Raw genomic sequence first — 18,844 nt, 5'->3', positions numbered from 1 at the left:
TTTAAATTTATCGTTTAGCTGAATCGAATGTTTCCCCTGCGGCTTTCGGTGCCCGAGACGATTTTGAAAATAGTACTAAGGCAATCAGGGTTACAACATAAGGGAAGATCTTAAGGATAATTGGCGGAAATACTGCCAATTCCGGAACAACTTGCGATACGTTTGCAATTGTGCTGGCGAAACCAAAGAAAAGGGTTGCTCCCAAAATTCCAAATGGCCGCCATTGACCAAAGATCAAGGATGCAAGTGCCAAGAAACCAAGACCTGCAACAGTACCAGTAAATTCACCCGCATAGGTCAAGATAATAATGGCTCCCCCTAAACCGGAAAAAGCTCCTGAAATCATGACACCCATATAGCGGATGCCCCTGACATTTACCCCCGCTGCTTCAGCTGCCTGCGGAAACTCTCCACAAGATCTTAACCGCAAACCAAATTTGGTTTTATAAAGCAGGAATGTAAATACAAGTAAAACCGCTAAAATAAACCACGTGGTCGGATACGTTTTGGTAAAGAACAAATCACCGATAATTGGAATTTTTGATAATCCAGGTACGTCGGATGGTGAGAAACCGCTGGTAATCCGAATATTACCGCTGCCAGTTAAAGTTCTAGCCAAGAACACTGTCAATGCACCAGCAATCATGTTAATCGCGGTACCACTGATAACCTGGTCTGCACTCAGGTTGATACTTGCGAAAGCATGAAGTAAAGAAAACAACACCCCGCTAAGCAAGGCAACTAATAAACCAACCCAAAGGACCCAAGTACTTTGGGGATGGCCCTTCTGCAGAAAATTAACAGTTAAAGCTCCTGTAAAGGCCCCAATGACCATCAATCCTTCGAGACCGATATTGACAATCCCGCTCCGTTCACTAAACAAGCCGCCTAATGCTGTTATCAGAAGGGGAATGGTAAATACGATTGCATAAGGAAATATTTGCTCAATGATTGTCCACATTTTATGCTTCCCCCTTCTTTACTTCTGATGCACTTGGAGAATTGGAATCAGATCCCGCTTTGTGTTTTTTCTTAAGCAAGCGTTCAATTAATACACTTGTTGCCGCAAAATAGATAATGATAGCAATAATAGTATTGGCAAGTTCCGGCGGAATTTCTGTCATTGCATTCATAAATCCTGTACCGGAATAAAGTACTCCAAAAAGAATAGCGGCAAAAAATACGCCAAACGGATTATTGGCACCAAGTAATGCTACAGCAATCCCGTCATAGCCCTGTGATGGAAGGATCCCAATTTGAATAACATTAGCATTACCGGCATAAAGTGCTACCCCGCCCAACCCAGCAAGAGCGCCAGAAATAAGCATGGATAAAATAATATTGCGATTTACCCGCATGCCGGCATATTCAGCTGCATGACGGTTAAAACCGACGGCCTTTAATTCAAAGCCCAGAGTGGTTTTTTCAATGATAAATGCAATAATTAAAACAGCAATAATCGCTAAAAATATTCCCATATTAATATACGAACCGCCAAAGATATCTGACAGAAGGGAAGACTTCAATGTTGCTTTATCAGGAAGTGCACGTGATTCAGTTTCAAGGAATTTCCCTTTGAAGTAACCAGGAATAACATAATAGGCTGTCCAGTAAGCAACCCAGTTCATCATAATGGTCGAAACAACCTCATGAACATTAAACTTTGCCTTTAGAAGCCCCGGGATAAATGCCCATAAAGCTCCACCTACTAAACCAGCAAGAATCATAACAAGTAATAATACAGGCTTTGAAAAGTCGTAGGTCAACCCAACCATTGTAGCGCAAAGACCGCCAATCAACATCTGCCCGGAGGCTCCGATGTTGAAAAGACCGGTACGGAAAGAGAACGCTACCGCTAGTCCTGTAAAAATCAAGGGAGTTGCCGTTGCTAACGTGTTACCCACTCTTTCAATATTCTGTAATGCACCGTTTATCAGATAGGTATACCCCTCAATCGGGTTGCTTCCAATTAGAAGCATTAATATACCACCCGCAATTAGCCCTAACACAACTGCTATTAGTGACACTATTGTTTGTCTCATACGTTACTCTCCTTACCTACTCCTGCCATCATGAGTCCTACTTCATTTTCATTGGTTTCGGCTGCATTTAAGACGCCAATTAGATCCCCATTGTTTACGATGGCAATTCGATCTGACAGTTGTAATACTTCATCAAGTTCAAGTGACACAAGGAGAACAGCCTTGCCGCTATCGCGGTGCTGGATTAACCTTTTATGGATGTACTCGATTGAGCCGACATCCAATCCACGGGTAGGCTGAACGGCAATCAATAAATCAGGATTTAGTTCAATTTCCCTCCCTATAATTGCCTTCTGCTGGTTACCACCTGAAAGTGTCCTGGCGATTGAAGCAGTGCCTTCTCCTGAACGTACATCAAAGTTATCCATAATATTTTTGGCATACTCTTTAATTTTACCAAAGTTGAGCAATCCACTTTTGGCAAAAGGAGGCCGATTGTACACTTCCAACACCATGTTGGAATCCATTGGATAATCCAGAACGAGACCGCGTTTATGCCTGTCCTCTGGGATATGGCCAATACCGCTTTCGATTCGTTTACGGATTGGATAGTTTGTAATATCTTCACCGTTAATAAAAACTTTTCCTGCTTCTGCTTTTCTTAACCCTGTAATAACCTCTACCAGTTCTGATTGTCCATTTCCTTCAACACCAGCCACACCAACTATTTCCCCTCTTCTAACCTCAAGGGAAAAGTTTTTAAGACCCATAACTTTTCGGTTATTTTTTGCAGATACATTATCTATTTTTAGTACAACATCACCTGTTGTACTTTCTTTCTTGTCCACTTTAAAATTAACATGCCGCCCTACCATCATTTCTGCTAAACTAGCTTCACTAGCCTCGGCAACATCTACTGTCCCAATAGATTTACCGCGCCGGATTACGGTACAGCGGTCTGCGACAGCTTTAATTTCTTTCAATTTATGAGTAATAATAATGATAGATTTTCCTTCATTTATCAGGTTGCGCATGATTTTCATTAATTCTTCAATTTCATGAGGGGTCAAAACGGCTGTAGGTTCATCAAAAATAAGTACTTCAGCTTCACGGTATAACATTTTCATAATTTCGACTCTTTGTTGCATACCAACAGAAATATCTTCAATCTTTGCATAAGGATCAACATTTAAACCATAGTGCTTGGATAATTCAGCGATTTTTTTTGCAGCACTTTCCGTATCAAGGACAATCCCCTTCAAAGGTTCACTACCTAGAATAATATTCTCGGTTACTGTAAAGTTTTCAACAAGTTTGAAATGTTGATGGACCATACCAATTCCAAGATGATTTGCTACATTAGGGCTTGTTATGCGTTCTTCCTTGCCGCGAATCTTGATTACCCCTTTTTCCGGTTGGTACATTCCAAACAAAACACCCATCAGAGTTGATTTTCCAGCTCCATTTTCACCTAATAAGGCATGAATTTCACCTTTTTTTAAGGAAAGGGAAATATTATCATTAGCCACAATACCGGGAAACTCTTTCCTGATATTCAACATTTCCACGACATAACTCATATTAGCACTCACCTTTTTGTTATTCTCTGCTTCCCTATAACACACTTTGAATCACCCTAATTACCAACAAAATACATGATTGGCTTTTAAACGAATAATGGCTATAAGAAAGATCAGTTCATGGCAAGAACTCCCATTTATCTACTTTTTAGACATAAAAGAGACGGAAACACACACCGTCTCTTTTATGCACTAGTCTTACTTAAATAGTGAGCCCTGTTCAGCTGCTACTTTAATTTCACCAGATTTAATTTTTCCATAAACTTCTTTAACCTTGTTAACTGTCTCGTCGCTTAGGTTTGGATTCTTATCTGGAATACCAACACCGTCGTTTTTAGTGTCAAAAGTCAAGGTTTGACCGCCAGGGAATTTACCGTCAAGCTCTTGTTGGATCATGTCGTATGAAGCATGATTAATTTTCTTCATAGCTGATGTTAAGATAACGGATTTGTCGCCTTCATATTTACCATCATCATATTGGTCAACGTCAACACCGACGATCCATGCTGTCTTTCCAGCTTTAGCACGGGTTTTTGCTTCGTTAATAGCACCAACGCCAACGCCGCCAGCAGCTGTAAAGATAACATTTACGCCACGGTCATACATTTGAGCAGCGATTTGTCCGCCAGCTGCAGAGTTATCAAATGAACCTTGATAAACAACGTTTTCAGCTTTTAAGCTTAAAGCAGTGCCTAGGTTTTCATTAGCATATTTAACACCTTGCTGGAAGCCCCAGTTGAATTTTTGAACGGCAGGAATTTCCATACCGCCGATAAATCCTGCTTCACCCTTTTTCAATTCAAGGGCAGCAGCTGCACCTGCAAGGAATCCAGATTCATGTTCTGCGAAGAAAATTGCAACTGTGTTATCCTTTACAACTGGTTTAAAGTCACCGTTGTGTGGATTTCCATCAATGATAACAAATTTTGCATCTTTGTATTTATCTTGTGCCTTGAAAACTGCAGTCTCAAATTTGAAACCAGGAGTTACAACAAATTTATAGCCTGCATCAACAAGGTTCCCAATTTCTTTTAAGTAATCTGCTTCAGTACTTCCAGTTGGCTTAAGGTATTTTGAATCAACGCCAAGCTCATCTTTAGCTTGAAGGATACCTTCCCAAGTGCCTTGGTTGAATGATTTGTCATCAATTGTACCCGAGTCAGTTACCATACCAACCTTAATAGACTTTTTATTGTCTCCCTTGCCCTTACCACCAGCATCATCATTGCTGCCACAAGCACCCAATAATGTACCTGCTGCCAAAACCATTGACATGATCAAGCCAAATTTTCGCTTTTTCAAGGTATTGTCCCCCTATGAATGTTGTTTGATTTAGTAGAAATGTTTGAAAAGCATGACTGATTGCGTTTTCATAGAATAATAAAAAATATTAGACTCTTTTTCTTAAAACATGAAAACTAAACTTATCAGCTTTAAAATAATTTACCGAGAAGAGGACAGGTTCATCCGTTTCATCAAAATGCATTTGTTTTAAAACAAACAAAGCAGTCTCAGGATCACATTCTAAAATAGGAGATATTTTTTCATGATAGCCGAGTGGCTCAATTTGAGCGACCGCATAGGTTATCCTGCGATTTGCCTCTTCTTCTAAAATATGAAAAATAGATTCTTCTTCATGGGAAAACGTTTCAGGCAAAATACTTTCAGGTACCTTGTCAATACAATAGACGACAGGCTCCCCATTGGCAGTTCTTACCCTCTCCATGACAAAAATATCATCATTTGCAGAACATGAGAAACGACGAATATCTTCTTCGGTCGGACCTTGTGTTGATGAACTTAGGAAAATGGTTCCTGGTTTCATGCCAGCCTGTTTAATCATGTCTGTGACACTATTAAGTTGTTCAATCCCGGAAGTGAACATGGGCTTTGCGTGAACAAAGGTACCAACACCGTGGCGCCTAATAATAACGTTTTCTTCCTCAAGGATGCGTAATGCTTCCCTAAGTGTAGCCCTGCTAACTCCAAGTTGTTTAGCAAGATCAAATTCAGAGGGTAACTTTTCTTTTTCTTTGTATAACCCTTTTTCAATATCTTGCTTCAACCTGTCAATTACCTGTAAATATAAATGCCGGCTATCTGACTTAATAGACATGCTGTTTCCTCCAGCCTTTTTACCTAAGACATCAGACATCTGATATCATTCCTACTAATCGGATTTATATTAACATTTTTTTATTGATAAATAAATAGAAATTCAAAAAATCGTCGAAAAAGGTTGGAAGATATTCAATTTCAGAAGGTTATTGAAGTTTTCACCAATAAAATCTGTTATAATTTATAGTTGAAAAAGAAAATTAAGGAAATTTGTAGGAAATTAGCAGACCTTGAAGTCCGGTTCCCTATTACTATAGTATTAATTTTTTATAAAAATTAGTATAAAAAAAAGAGCCGATTGGCTCTTTTTTTTTAAAAGATAGGGACTTTTAACTGTTGTCTTTGAGAATTGTCCAGCTCCAGCGCCCTAGCGGCTAGTGTCCTTCGCACTCCGCCCTACGATAAGTCAACATCGAATCGCCTCCGGCTCTTCGTGTTTCCTTTATCGCGTTTAACGGGCAGTAGATTCTCAACTGCCCGTAAGAACCCGATCGGTTCAACTAACAATCAGCGAGAAGAACGTTCGCTGATTGTTAGTTGAACCTTATCTCAGTTGGAGTACTCCAGGCCATACGCCGCTGACCAGGGCGCTTCCGCTTTTCTTGTCACTAGGAACTTTGTTCCTCATTTGGTTTTGTTTGGAGAACTGTTCTTGGTTTACTTCCCTCATATGGTCCTACTACTCCGCGGGCTTCCATTTCATCTATTAAGCGTGCCGCTCTGGTATAACCGATTCGGAACCGGCGCTGTAGCATCGAAACTGAAGCTGTTTGCATTTCAATAATTAAATCGACTGCCTCTTCATATAAATCGTCATCGACCGCACCTGTTACTTCAGGAATATCATCGGGAATCATTTCTTCTTGGTATTGTGCCTTTTGCTGTCCAATGACAAATTCAACTGTATCCTCAACCTCTTGGTCTGAAAGGAAAGCGCCTTGAACACGAACAGGTTTGGATGCGCCCACGGGCAGGAATAACATGTCCCCACGGCCAAGCAGTTTCTCCGCACCACCCATATCTAAAATAGTTCTTGAATCGGTTGAACTTGAGACCGCAAAGGCAATTCGGGATGGAATATTAGCCTTAATGACACCTGTTATGACATCAACAGATGGACGCTGCGTTGCAATAATTAAATGAATACCAGCAGCACGCGCCATTTGAGCTAAACGAGTGATTGAATCTTCCACATCCGAAGAAGCGACCATCATTAAGTCGGCTAACTCATCGACAATCACTACAATGTATGGTAGTAAAGGCTGTTTATCATTTTCTTCGAGATTATGTTTTCTGACATGGTCGTTATATCCTTCAATATTCCGTGTACCAGTATGAGAAAATAATTCATAACGTCTTTCCATTTCACTAACGACTTTCTTTAATGCTTGTGAGGCTTTTTTAGGATCAGTTACTACAGGTGCCAACAAATGAGGAATACCATTATATACATTCAGCTCCACCATTTTTGGGTCAATCATCATTAATTTCACTTCATGTGGTTTTGCCCTCATAAGCAGGCTCGTAATAATGCCGTTTATACATACACTCTTACCACTCCCGGTTGCCCCGGCAACAAGTAAATGCGGCATTTTATTTAATTCAGCAAGGACTGCTTCCCCTGTAATATCTCTGCCAAGACCGATTAATAATTTGGCATCAGGTTTATTATTTTGTGTTGCTTCAAGTACTTCCCTTAAAGAAACCATAGCGACTTCTGAGTTTGGCACCTCAATCCCAATAGCCGATTTTCCCGGGATGGGTGCTTCAATTCGAATCCCTTTTGCAGCAAGTGCTAAAGCAATATCGTCACTAAGGCTGACGATTTTACTAACTTTTACCCCTACATCAGGATGTACCTCATATTTAGTAACCGCAGGTCCTAAATGCACTTGTGTTACTCTTGCTTTTACACCAAAGGATTGAAAGGTCCGTTCTAGTTTAGCAGCATTGGCATGGATTAATTCATATTCTCCACTTTGGTCCGTTTTCTTGGGCATCATCAACAGTTTTAACGGTGGTAATTCATATGCGGCATTTTCAACTTCAGTAAACTTGATTGGCGGGGTATTATCGATTTCTTCTTCGTCTTCTTTCGTTTTCCTTTTTCGTTCCTTCGGTTGTTCTTTTGGCTGTTTGTCAGTTGCTGCCCCTTCAGCATATGCCCTGTCTGCAAAACTTGAAATAAGGGGCTCTGGAATCGTTTCTTCCATTTCTGGAGGCTGTTGATTATGGATCACAGGAACTGGCACGGTTTCGGTTTGTTGATTTTCTCTTTCTTGTTGCCGTTGAGTGTTTCGATCATTTTTCCGCTCTATTTGTTTTTGTCTCCAATCAGACATATCACTTTTAAATGCGTCCCATTGATTTTTTGAAAAATCATAAAGAGTAATAACCATCTTCCCAACAAGATCACCAAATGATTTTCCTGTAATTAAAATAACTCCTATGATGATAAAAATAAATGCGATAATTTTAGTACCCGTATCTGCGAATAAATAGTGAAAAAGAGCATATAGTACTGCTCCGATCAGCCCTCCGCCGGGATCAGCTGTCGATGTTTCACCATTATGTTCCATGATTAATACTTCCCATGTATTTTTTATAATACTAGGATTAGAAAAATTACCATTATTCGTGAGCAAATGAAAGTTTGTTTCATGGCTTAGGAGTAGGATAGATGAGGTAATTAAATAACACCCAATTAACTTTGTATTAAAAAAATGAGGGATTTGACGTTTCCACATTAAATAAACACTTAATGGAATTAGTGCAATAATCCCCAGCATGTCCCATCTTCCCATTAAAAAATGAAAAAATAAGACAACTCCTTTTCCTACTTTTCCGAGACTTGCTATTGCAAGAATGGCTAATGCTAATATAGCCAAAGCCGTTAATTCATATTTTAACGTTTGTTTTAAATGATTATCTCTCTTTTTTGGTTGTCTTCTCTTCTTTTTCGCCATTTAATCACCTTGTACATTATTGTTATGCAGTATATTTCAAACCCAATTCGCCGACTTACTTGTAAGGATGGGATTATAAAAATGAAAGCAGCCAGATTGGCTGCTCTTTCATATTTATCATAATTATACCATATTCTACTTAGACAGTGCCGATATTCATCCAAGGTTAGAAAAAGAAATTTTACTGCCAGGGCAAATCTCTTCATTCATATAATGCTGAGGGTCACTGCTTAGGATGCGAATCACTTGAACATGATGTTGGTCTGTGTACTCTACTAAAAGTGGTATTCCTTGATAAGTGATCATTTGTTGTTTGCTTATTTGTGCTTGTTCCTCAGGAAATATGAGTTCATTAGGCATCATCGTATATAAAATCATTGAATCATCCTCTCAGTTTCTCCTTTTTGAAGATCAATCAATTCATTTAATTTCTTCATTGCAGGGCCAAGACCCCCGACTTCATCTATTAAACCTGACTTTACGGCATCTACACCAATTACATTAGTACCAATATCTCGCGTTAAGTTACCCTTTGCAAACATTAAATCCTTAAAAGTATCCTCAGTGATTTTGGAATGTTTGGTTACAAAATTAACCACCCGCTCCTGCATTTTATCTAAATATTCAAAGGTTGCAGGGACTCCGATAACTAAACCTGTTAACCGAATAGGATGAATGGTCATCGTAGCCGTTTCAGCAATGAAAGAGTAATCACATGATACGGCAATTGGAACACCAATGGAATGTCCTCCCCCCAAAACAATCGAGACGGTTGGTTTAGAAATGGATGCAATCATTTCAGAGATCGCCAGCCCTGCTTCAACATCACCGCCTACAGTATTTAAGATGATCAATACTCCTTCAATCTTTGGGTTTTGTTCAATAGCAACTAGTTGCGGCAGCAGGTGTTCATATTTTGTCGTTTTGTTTTGCGGCGGCAGGGCTAAATGACCCTCGATTTGGCCAATTATGGTTAAACAATGAATTCTAGAATCACTGGATAACTGGGGTACATTCGTTTGACCTAACTGTTGAATTTTCTCTATTAGAGTAGAAGAAGGTTTTTCCTCTTTTTGAGGTTCTTGTCCTTCATTGTTATTTTGAAAGTTGTTATTCATCCTTTTACTCCCTTCAAGCATGATATCTTTTAGTATTGACCTATGAGATAATTTCATGCTTTCACAATGCAAAAAGGTACCAGGAGCAATCCTGATACCTTTTTGTCTTATTATTTATGCTTCCATGATAATTGGTAGAATCATTGGTCTTCTTTTTGTTTTTTCAAATAAGTAGCGATTTAATTCGTCTCTTATTTCTTGTTTTAATGTTGACCATTCAAAAGAACTTTTTGCTGTATTTCTTTCCACAATATCGTGAACTAATTTAGTGGAATCATCCATTAATTTTTCCGATTCCCGCACATAAACAAAACCTCTTGAAATGATCTCAGGACCTGCAGCAATTTTCTTTTCTTTTTTGGTTAACGTGACAACCACTATCAAAATCCCGTCTTGTGATAATAGTTTTCGATCTCGTAAGACAATGTTGCCAACATCTCCTACTCCAATTCCATCGATTAGAACATTGCCAGATGGGACCTTTCGAGTAATCGAAAAAGTCTCTTCTTTCCATTCCACTACATCGCCCCGCTCAGGAATTAGAATCTGTTTATCAAGAAGTCCACAGTCCAAGGCTACTTTCCGGTGTGCTTTCAGCATTCGATATTCTCCATGAACTGGAATGAAAAACTTTGGCTTCATTAAATTGATCATAAACTTCAATTCTTCTTGACTGCCATGGCTGGAAACATGGATGGTTCGTTTTCCATAGACAACATTGGCACCTGCTCTGAACAGCATATCTACTGTCTTTGCTAGAAATACTTCACTGCCCCTTAATGGCGATGCCGCAATTAACACCGTATCACCCTTCTGGATATTTAACAGCCTATGTGTTTGCTTTGCCATATTTTGCAGTGCTTCAATAGGTTCCCCTTGACTCCCAGTCATCAAAATAACAATTTCTTTATCTTGATAATTTCTAATCTCACTGACAGGGATAATGACATCTTCAGCAACTTCTAGGTATCCTAAATCAAGAGCTATATGGTAGATTCGTTCAAGGCTTTTCCCTACCACTGCTACTTTCCGATTATTCTCACTTGCAGCATCAAAAATATGCTGAATCCGGTTTATGTCTGAAGCAAAACATGCGGCAATAATGCGGCCTGGTGCATAATAAAAAGCATTAGACATTTCACGTTCAACAATTGCTTCTGATGTGGTGTACCCCGGTTTTTCAGCTTCAGTACTATCAGATAATAAACATAACACTCCTTGTTCACCAATCGCTGCCATCTTTCCAATTTCAGGTTTATAAAGTCTTGTTGCTGCCTGGTCAAATTTGAAGTCACCTGTGTAAACTATGATTCCCTCTGATGTATGGATACAAATACCGACTGAATCAGGAATACTATGATTGGTTCTAAAAAAACTAACCTGGACGGCTTCTAATTCTACAATGGTTGAAGAATCAACTTCAATAGAATTGATTGGACCAAAATACTCTTGCTCTTTTAACTTTGCTTTAGCAAGTGCAAGTGTTAACTTTGTTCCATAAACCGGAGCATCAACTTGACTAAGCACATATGAAAGGGCACCGATATGATCTTCATGGCCATGAGTTAAGAAAATTGCTTTAACCCGTTCCTTATTATCACGCAAATACGTTATATCTGGAATGACAATATCGATACCCAGCATTTCTTCCTCGGGGAACATTAAGCCGGCATCAATGATAAATATGTCCTCGTCCACCTCTATAAGGTACATATTTTTTCCGATTTCTCCTAGACCACCAAGAGCAATAAACTTGATGGAAGTATTTTTTTTCTTAATCAATTTCCGTTTCCTCCTACGTTGATTATCATATTAACTTTTTGACTTCGAAAATGTCCAGTTCAGCAGCCTGTACCTCCTGTATTGCATAATAGCCGCTTCCACTTTTCTATCCGATCGAGATCAGTTATGACTATTATACTTGATTCCAGAAAACCTTTACAACCAATAAAAGATTTTTTACGATAAACCCTCAAAATCTAGAGCAAAAAAAAGGCTAACCGGACAATTCGGTTAGCCTTTTTAGAGTACTATCATATATTTTTTAATAACGAATTTAATGTAGTTCGTTCCTGTTCTGTTAAACCGACAAGCGGCAGCCTCACAGAACCCACATCCAAGCCTTTAAACTGTAAGGCCGTTTTAACCGGTGCAGGGCTTGGAGCAGCGAAAAGGCCCTGCATGAGTGGCAACAGTTGTTGATGTAATTTTGCAGCCTTGCTAGTCTCTCCTGCAAAAAATGCATTAACCATTTCCTTCATTTCATTCCCAATTACATGTGATGCAACCGAGATCACACCTGCTCCGCCAACTGATAAAACTGGGAGTGTTAAACTATCATCCCCACTGTATAAGACAAAATCATCTGGCGTATTGGCAACTATATGGGCCACAGCGTTTAAATCCCCACTTGCTTCCTTAACAGCTACAATATTAGGGATTTGTGATAAACGAATGATGGTCTCTGCTTGAATATTCACAACCGACCTGCTTGGTATATTATATACCATTACTGGAAGATTCGTTGCATATGCTATTGTTTTGAAATGCTGATACAAGCCTTCTTGATTCGGTTTATTATAATAGGGAGCCACAAGCATGATGGCATCTACCCCAAGTTGTTCTGCTTTCTTGGTTAACTCAATTGAGGCATACGTATTATTACTCCCAGTACCTGCAACAACTGGAATGCGATTTTTCACAGTTTTTACAACATGGTCAAATAAGGCCAGTTTTTCTTCTTTAGATAAAGTTGGTGATTCTCCAGTTGTTCCAGCAATGACAAGGGAGTCGGTTCCATTTTCTATTAAGTAATTCACCAATTGTGTTGTCTTTGCAAAGTCGATATGACCTTTTTTATCGAATGGTGTTACCATTGCTGTCGAGACACGCCCGAACTGAACCATATTCCTACTCCTTTCAATACAAACCATTCATGTTAAATGATCTGTATCGTTTCATTCCATTTCCTATTTTCAGCCATAACTTCTTCGTTGATTAATCGAAAAAATTAAATTCTAATGATTCATCTTCTAATCGGAAGGCGTCATGCAGGGCGTTAACAGACTTAACTAGGTCATCTTGTTTGACAAGTACCCAAATGGTGGTATGACTGTCTGCTGATTGCAAAATACGAATTCCTTGGTCTGATAAGGCTGAAACAATTTTAGAGGTAACTCCCGGGACACCTGCTATGCCTGCACCAACAACAGATACCTTTGCACAGTAACGTTCGACCACAGGGTCATGACCTAATTCCTTTAAAATGGATATAGCCCGATCTGTCATTTCGTCCGTGACAGTATAGACCACACCATTAGGTGATATATTGATAAAATCAACACTAATTTTTTCATTGGCCATGGCTTTAAATACTTCTGCTTGCAAGTTGTATTGGTCTTTCTTGGCAAATACCTTTATTTGTGTAACGTTAGAAACATGAGCAATTCCTGTGACTATTCGTTCCATTATATCGCTGCCACGATTTTCTTCATTGAGTGTTGTCACTAATGTTCCCAAACCATCAGAATAAGTGGAGCGAATGCGAATTGGTACTTTAGCCTGCATAGCAATCTCTACCGCCCTTGGATGAATCACTTTTGCGCCCTGGTAGGCCATATTGCAAACCTCTGTATAAGTAACAACTGAAAGTGGTCTAGCATTTTCAGCAATGCGGGGATCGGCTGTCATGATCCCTTCTACATCTGTAAAAATATCAATCCATTCAGCATTTAGAGCTGCCCCTAAAGCGGCGGCTGAAGTGTCACTGCCTCCACGTCCCAGCGTAGTCACATCACCATTTTTTGCCGCACCTTGAAATCCTGCTACCACAACCACATCGGTATTTTCTAACTCTCGTAATAGCCTCTCACATTTCATTTCACTAATTTTTGCATTGGTATGATCATTATTAGTACGGAATCCCGCTTGAGCACCGGTTAATGCTGTTGCTTTAATACCGCTCTCTAAAAGCATATTCGTAAAAATGACACTCGAAATAACCTCGCCACAGGACAATAGTAAATCATGTTCCCGCTTGGAGATTTTGCTTAAATTACCGCCAACTAAGGATAACAGCGTATCTGTCGCATAAGGGTCGCCTTTTCTGCCCATAGCAGATACAACCACTACTACCTTGTATCCATCTGCTAGTGCTTTCTCTATATGACCTTGAGCCTGCTTCCTGCTTTTTTCATCTTTAACGGATGTACCGCCAAATTTTTGTACAATAATTTTCATGGTGATACTAAACCTGCCTTCGTAAAACAACAATTTTCATTAATTGGTATATTTATTTGACTAAACCTAGGTCCACTAATCTTTCGGCAATTTGAACTGAATTCCAAGCTGCTCCTTTTAGCAGATTATCTGAAACCACCCACATATGGAAGCCGCGGCCTTCATCGATGTCTTTTCTAATCCGTCCTACAAAGACATCATTCTTCCCGACACAATTTGCAGGCATTGGGTAGATTTGATTTTCAGGATCATCCTGTAACACAATTCCTGGAGCATCCTTTAGTAATGCTTTTATTTCACTTGCGCTTACACCGTCCGCCTCAATTTCAAAATAAACTGATTCGGAGTGTCCCACTGCAACTGGTAGTCTAACACATGTTGCTGATACTTGTAATTCCGGCATATGCATGATTTTTTTTGTCTCATTAATCATTTTCATTTCTTCAAATGTATAGCCATTTTCTTGGAATTTATCAATTTGTGGAATGGCATTAAAAGCAATCTGATAATGGTTATTATCAGATTTCACAGGTAAAATTCTAGGCTCGGCCGCTTCTCCTGCTAGGATTGATTTGGTTTGTTCCATTAATTCTTCAACTGCTGAGGCACCTGCCCCGGAAACAGCTTGATAGGTAGAAACAATGACCTTTTTCAGACCAAATTTTTGGCGAATTGGTTCAAGGGCCACCACCATTTGAATGGTGGAACAATTTGGATTGGCAATAATTCCATTATGGTGATGCAGGTCTGCTTCATTTACTTCTGGAACCACTAGCACTTTATCTGCATCCATTCTAAATGCACTTGTATTATCAACAACAATGGCACCGCGTTTAACAGCTTCAGGGGCAAGTTCTTTGGAAACATTTCCGCCTGCACTAAATAAAGCAATATCCACACCTTCAAAGCTCTCAGGTTTTGCCTCTTCTATTGTAATTTGCTGGCCATTAACTTCGACTATTTTCCCTGCCGACCGTGCCGAGGAAAGGAGGGTCAATTTACTAATTGGAAATTCCTCTTTTACTAATGTTTGTATCATTTGTCGTCCAACCGCTCCGGTTGCTCCAACTACGGCCACATGAAATCCTTTTTGCTGAGTCATTTTTGGTTCCCCTTTCATACTCTCCACTATATATACTGGTTATTTCATGATTAATTTACCATCAGAAGGGTCATGCCCTTCTGATGAAGATTAATTTATTTTATCATATTCTTATCAAGAAATAATCTTTTTTACTGAAAGAGTGGGGGAATTTTTAATCTAAATCTTTATATTTTTCTACTAAGACCGGTTGGAGTTGCTTTCCTTCAATAGCTGCTTCAACTGTTTCAGGTAACAAGGTCATTCTTGCAACCATCGAATTTGGTTTATTAATAGGGTCATCTTGACCATATGGAATAAAAAATATATTTTTGGTGGCCATTAATCTCATAAGGTTCATTCCATTTAAACCAAGTGCATCATTTGTTGATATTCCCAGAACCACTGGCTTTGAATTTCTTAGAGTTGCCTTTGCAGCCATTAATACAGGGCTATCGTTGATAGCATTGGCAAATTTACTCATTGATACACCCGTTAATGGTGCAATAACCATACAATCAAGCGGAATTTTCGGTCCTAGCGGCTCAGCTTTCACAATCGAATCAATTACTTTATTCCCCGTTAAATCTTCAATTCTCTTAATCCAATCTTCACCTTTGCCAAAACGTGTTTCTGTATTTTTTACTGTAAAAGTCACAACCGGCAGAACCTCAGCTCCAGCCTGAACTAATTTTTCTATTTCAGGAAATACAGCATCATACGTACAATGTGAGCCGGTTAGACCAAAGCCTATCCTTTTTCCATTAAAACTCATTTTACTTTCCCCTTTCGCTTTCTTACATCATCCTTCAGCAGTTGGGCTAAGACATTGGCCAAAATTTGGCCAGCTGTTTTTGGTGCTACTATTCCCGGCAGACCTGGAGCAAGCAATGCCTTTATTCCTCTTTTTTCTGCGTATCTAAAATCAGTTCCACCAGGCTTTGAGGCGAGATCAATAATGAGCGTATGGGTAGGTAATTTAGAAATCACCATGGCTGTAACAATTAAATGTGGAGCTGTATTGATGAGAATATCGGTATCCTTTACTTCATTGATTAAATTATTTAAATGGAAAGGGGTTAACCCCATTTCCGTAATTCTTGCTAAATGCTCACTTTTTCTTGCTCCAACCTTTACCTTAGCTCCAAGTGCAGCAAATGTCCTAGCTACACTCATCCCCACTCTGCCTAATCCTAAGACAGTTATATTTGATCCGTGAATGGTAAAATCGGTGTGTTGGATCGCCATCATGATGGTTCCTTCCACAGTGGGAATGGAATTGTAAATGGCCACATCATCTCTTTCGAATAATTGGATGAGCGTCCGCCCCGTTTCCTTCGTTATTCCATTTAAATAGGCATTGCTAATTCCCGAATAAATGGAACAATGGTCAGGTGTTTTACTGAGTATGTCGCCCGTTAATATAACTTTTTCATTCGAAAAGATGGTTTCCACCTGTCCCTCTAAATTGGTACCTGGTACCGGTAAGATAATGGCGTCAATTGTAGAAAAATCAACGTCCTCCAATTTTTCTTTTACCGCACCTGTGAAAGCATGATCTAGCTGTTCAAAACCAATAAGCGATAATCTCGCGTCTAGTTCGGTTAACCTACGGATGATTTCCAGCTGTCTGGCATCCCCGCCAATTACGGCTATCTGCATCCCTGTCAGCATGAAAACATTCACCTTCTTTTTAGAAATCCATTTTGTTTGGTCTCTCTTTTTCTGTTTATCACTCCAACATCTTATGTAAGTTTGCTTCAATCGGTGAGTTTTCCACAAAAGGAAATAAAAAAAGCCCAAGCAAATGGTTTTTTTGCTTGGGCGTTTTCATAACTTCTTACTCCTCTTCAGGAACATCAATAATAATCATGTCAGAACCAATTTTTTTAATATGCTGCCACGGTACTCGTACTTCTTCTCCTTGTTTTCGAAAACCAAACCATTTTAATGAAGGAATGAGTAATGCTTGAATTTGTCCCGTCCCCTCATTAATTTCTAAATCTGTTTGTCCTAGTACACCAAGACGTTCCGCCTTTTTTACATCCACAATTTCTTTTCCGCTTAGTTCACTTAACCTCATGACAAAAGCCCCCTTCACTCCCTCTTTCTATTAGTTTATAGACGAAAGCTGCCATTTAGACTAAAAGAAAAGAGGTACCACAAATGTGGTACACAGGCTGTCGAAAAACTTTCGATGTCCTTTTATTTTTTTCATAACCTTTAGCAATTCACCGCATTAATTTGTTATATTAATATTAATACATAGACTTTTGAACTCGGTCTGTTGATTTGCGCTCCAGGCGCTTCGCTTTCCGCGGTCATGCCGGGGAGCGGAAATCAACAGGCCGCTTAGCATGAACTATCTTTAAAGTTGATATAAAATTACGTATTTGATTCAAATAAAAAAAATTGCCGAGAAAAATACTCTTTCTCGACAATCTGAGTCCCGCAAATGTGGGTACCTCGTTCCATTAAGCTAAACTAGTTGGAAATTCTCCATCAGGACTGATTAGAGTGACGGAATATTTATCTGTAAATACAGATCTTGCCATGTCATTTACACTACTTTTCGTCACAGCATCGATTTGTTCAATAATTTCATCAAGAGAACGATGACGTTTTAGAAGAAGTTCATTTTTACCGTTTCTGCTCATCCGGCTATTTGTACTTTCTAAACTCAGCATTAGGCTGCCTTTTAGCTGTTCCTTACTGTTTGTCAATTCTTTCTCTGTAATACCATTTTGCTTCAATTTATCAAGAGTCTCTTGAATGGTTTCAAATAAAACATTAAGCTGCTTTGCACCCGTTCCACCATACACAGTTACAATCCCGCTATCCTGATAGGCAGAATGGTAGGAAAATACTGAGTAGGCTAAGCCCCTTTGTTCACGGACCTCCTGAAATAACCGAGAACTCATGCTGCCGCCTAAAATATTATTTAGAGTAATTAAGCTGTAAACATCCTCATGTCCCACCTGCAAACCTTCGAAACCGATACATAAGTGAGCTTGCTCCGTATCCTTTTTCCTTGAAATTCGATTGGAATGAAACAAAGGTATATTTTCAGGAATTGGTTTTGAGCCGCCCTCATAGGAACCAAAGTAACTTTCTACTTCCTGAATAAAACTTTCTGAGATGTTTCCAGCAATGGAAATCACAACATTTTCAGGGGTGTATCTTTGGTGGATGTACTCCTTCAATGAATCACCTGTAAATGTGTTTAACGTCTCTTCCGTTCCTAAAATAGGGTATCCTAGCGGATGGTCTTCATATACTGCCCTGCTTAATAAATCATGAACAATATCGTCTGGTGTATCTTCGTACATTTTTATTTCTTCTAATACCACATTTCTTTCTTTGTTTAACTCCTCTTCGACAAAAGTAGAATTAAAGAACATATCTGCTAATACCTCTAAGGCAAATTTTGAATGGGTATCAAGGACTTTTGCATAATAGCAAGTATACTCTTTGGAAGTAAAGGCATTTACTTGGCCGCCAATACTATCAAAGGATTCTGCAATATCCTTTGCCGATCTTGTTGTCGTTCCTTTAAAAAACATATGCTCGAGAAAATGAGAGATCCCATTTGTTTGTGGGTCCTCATGTCTTGAACCTGTTCCAATCCAGACACCAATTGCAACAGAGCGGACGGTTGGGATATTTTCTAATACAATTCTTACTCCGTTTTTGCAAGTGTACTTATTTATCATTGACTTCCTCCTGTCTTGACACAGCGGGTGCTACTACTCCAATTACT

Annotated in this window: 16 protein-coding genes; all 16 read right to left on the bottom strand. The window is 39.2% G+C overall.

Annotated elements, in window-relative coordinates; translation table 11 throughout:
* Positions 1 to 7 precede the first annotated feature (7 nt).
* Positions 8 to 961 carry an ABC transporter permease gene (locus tag AC4E8C_RS08395; RefSeq protein WP_490211655.1) on the bottom strand — a complete coding sequence of 318 codons (954 nt, stop codon included), beginning with the start codon at positions 959 to 961 and terminating at the stop codon, positions 8 to 10.
* 1 nt (position 962) lies between these two features.
* A complete protein-coding gene (locus AC4E8C_RS08390) occupies positions 963 to 2,042 on the bottom strand; it encodes an ABC transporter permease (protein WP_490211654.1) in 1,080 nt (359 codons plus the stop codon).
* On the bottom strand, positions 2,039 to 3,562 hold the full coding sequence (locus AC4E8C_RS08385) for an ABC transporter ATP-binding protein (RefSeq protein WP_490211653.1): 1,524 nt from the start codon (positions 3,560 to 3,562) through the stop codon (positions 2,039 to 2,041). The genes AC4E8C_RS08390 and AC4E8C_RS08385 overlap by 4 nt, the downstream gene beginning before the upstream one ends.
* Before the next feature lie 198 nt (positions 3,563 to 3,760).
* A complete protein-coding gene (locus tag AC4E8C_RS08380) occupies positions 3,761 to 4,837 on the bottom strand; it encodes a BMP family lipoprotein (RefSeq protein ID WP_490212504.1) in 1,077 nt (358 codons plus the stop codon).
* 115 nt (positions 4,838 to 4,952) lie between these two features.
* Entirely contained in the window at positions 4,953 to 5,678 is a 726-nt protein-coding gene (locus AC4E8C_RS08375) for a GntR family transcriptional regulator (protein WP_490211652.1), read from the bottom strand.
* Between the two features lie 610 nt (positions 5,679 to 6,288).
* The gene (locus AC4E8C_RS08370; RefSeq protein WP_490211651.1) at positions 6,289 to 8,646 is read right to left on the bottom strand and encodes a DNA translocase FtsK; all 2,358 of its coding nucleotides are present in this window, start codon (positions 8,644 to 8,646) and stop codon (positions 6,289 to 6,291) included.
* Between the two features lie 156 nt (positions 8,647 to 8,802).
* The gene (locus tag AC4E8C_RS08365; protein ID WP_490211650.1) at positions 8,803 to 9,024 is read right to left on the bottom strand and encodes a YlzJ-like family protein; all 222 of its coding nucleotides are present in this window, start codon (positions 9,022 to 9,024) and stop codon (positions 8,803 to 8,805) included.
* On the bottom strand, positions 9,021 to 9,764 hold the full coding sequence (locus tag AC4E8C_RS08360; RefSeq protein WP_490211649.1) for a ClpP family protease: 744 nt from the start codon (positions 9,762 to 9,764) through the stop codon (positions 9,021 to 9,023). The genes AC4E8C_RS08365 and AC4E8C_RS08360 overlap by 4 nt, the downstream gene beginning before the upstream one ends.
* Before the next feature lie 114 nt (positions 9,765 to 9,878).
* Positions 9,879 to 11,546, bottom strand: a complete 1,668-nt coding sequence (locus AC4E8C_RS08355) for a ribonuclease J (RefSeq protein WP_490211648.1) — start codon at positions 11,544 to 11,546, stop codon at positions 9,879 to 9,881.
* 251 nt (positions 11,547 to 11,797) lie between these two features.
* Positions 11,798 to 12,670 carry a 4-hydroxy-tetrahydrodipicolinate synthase gene (gene dapA, locus AC4E8C_RS08350; protein ID WP_490211647.1) on the bottom strand — a complete coding sequence of 291 codons (873 nt, stop codon included), beginning with the start codon at positions 12,668 to 12,670 and terminating at the stop codon, positions 11,798 to 11,800.
* Between the two features lie 91 nt (positions 12,671 to 12,761).
* The gene (gene dapG / locus AC4E8C_RS08345) at positions 12,762 to 14,003 is read right to left on the bottom strand and encodes an aspartate kinase (protein WP_490211646.1); all 1,242 of its coding nucleotides are present in this window, start codon (positions 14,001 to 14,003) and stop codon (positions 12,762 to 12,764) included.
* 52 nt (positions 14,004 to 14,055) lie between these two features.
* On the bottom strand, positions 14,056 to 15,105 hold the full coding sequence (gene asd, locus AC4E8C_RS08340) for an aspartate-semialdehyde dehydrogenase (RefSeq protein ID WP_490211645.1): 1,050 nt from the start codon (positions 15,103 to 15,105) through the stop codon (positions 14,056 to 14,058).
* 154 nt (positions 15,106 to 15,259) lie between these two features.
* Entirely contained in the window at positions 15,260 to 15,859 is a 600-nt protein-coding gene (gene dpaB / locus AC4E8C_RS08335) for a dipicolinate synthase subunit B (RefSeq protein ID WP_490211644.1), read from the bottom strand.
* Entirely contained in the window at positions 15,856 to 16,758 is a 903-nt protein-coding gene (gene dpaA, locus AC4E8C_RS08330) for a dipicolinic acid synthetase subunit A (protein ID WP_490211643.1), read from the bottom strand. Before dpaA ends, dpaB begins: the two co-directional genes overlap by 4 nt.
* 166 nt (positions 16,759 to 16,924) lie before the next feature.
* A complete protein-coding gene (locus AC4E8C_RS08325) occupies positions 16,925 to 17,167 on the bottom strand; it encodes a YlmC/YmxH family sporulation protein (protein ID WP_490211642.1) in 243 nt (80 codons plus the stop codon).
* Between the two features lie 391 nt (positions 17,168 to 17,558).
* Positions 17,559 to 18,797, bottom strand: coding sequence for a M16 family metallopeptidase (locus AC4E8C_RS08320; RefSeq protein ID WP_490211641.1), 1,239 nt, complete (start codon positions 18,795 to 18,797; stop codon positions 17,559 to 17,561).
* Between the last annotated feature and the right edge of the window lie 47 nt (positions 18,798 to 18,844).

The organism is Neobacillus sp. SRL179, from assembly GCF_984799095.1.
The sequence above is the reverse complement of the archived record's forward strand: the minus strand, read 5'-3'. Positions and strand labels throughout refer to the sequence as shown.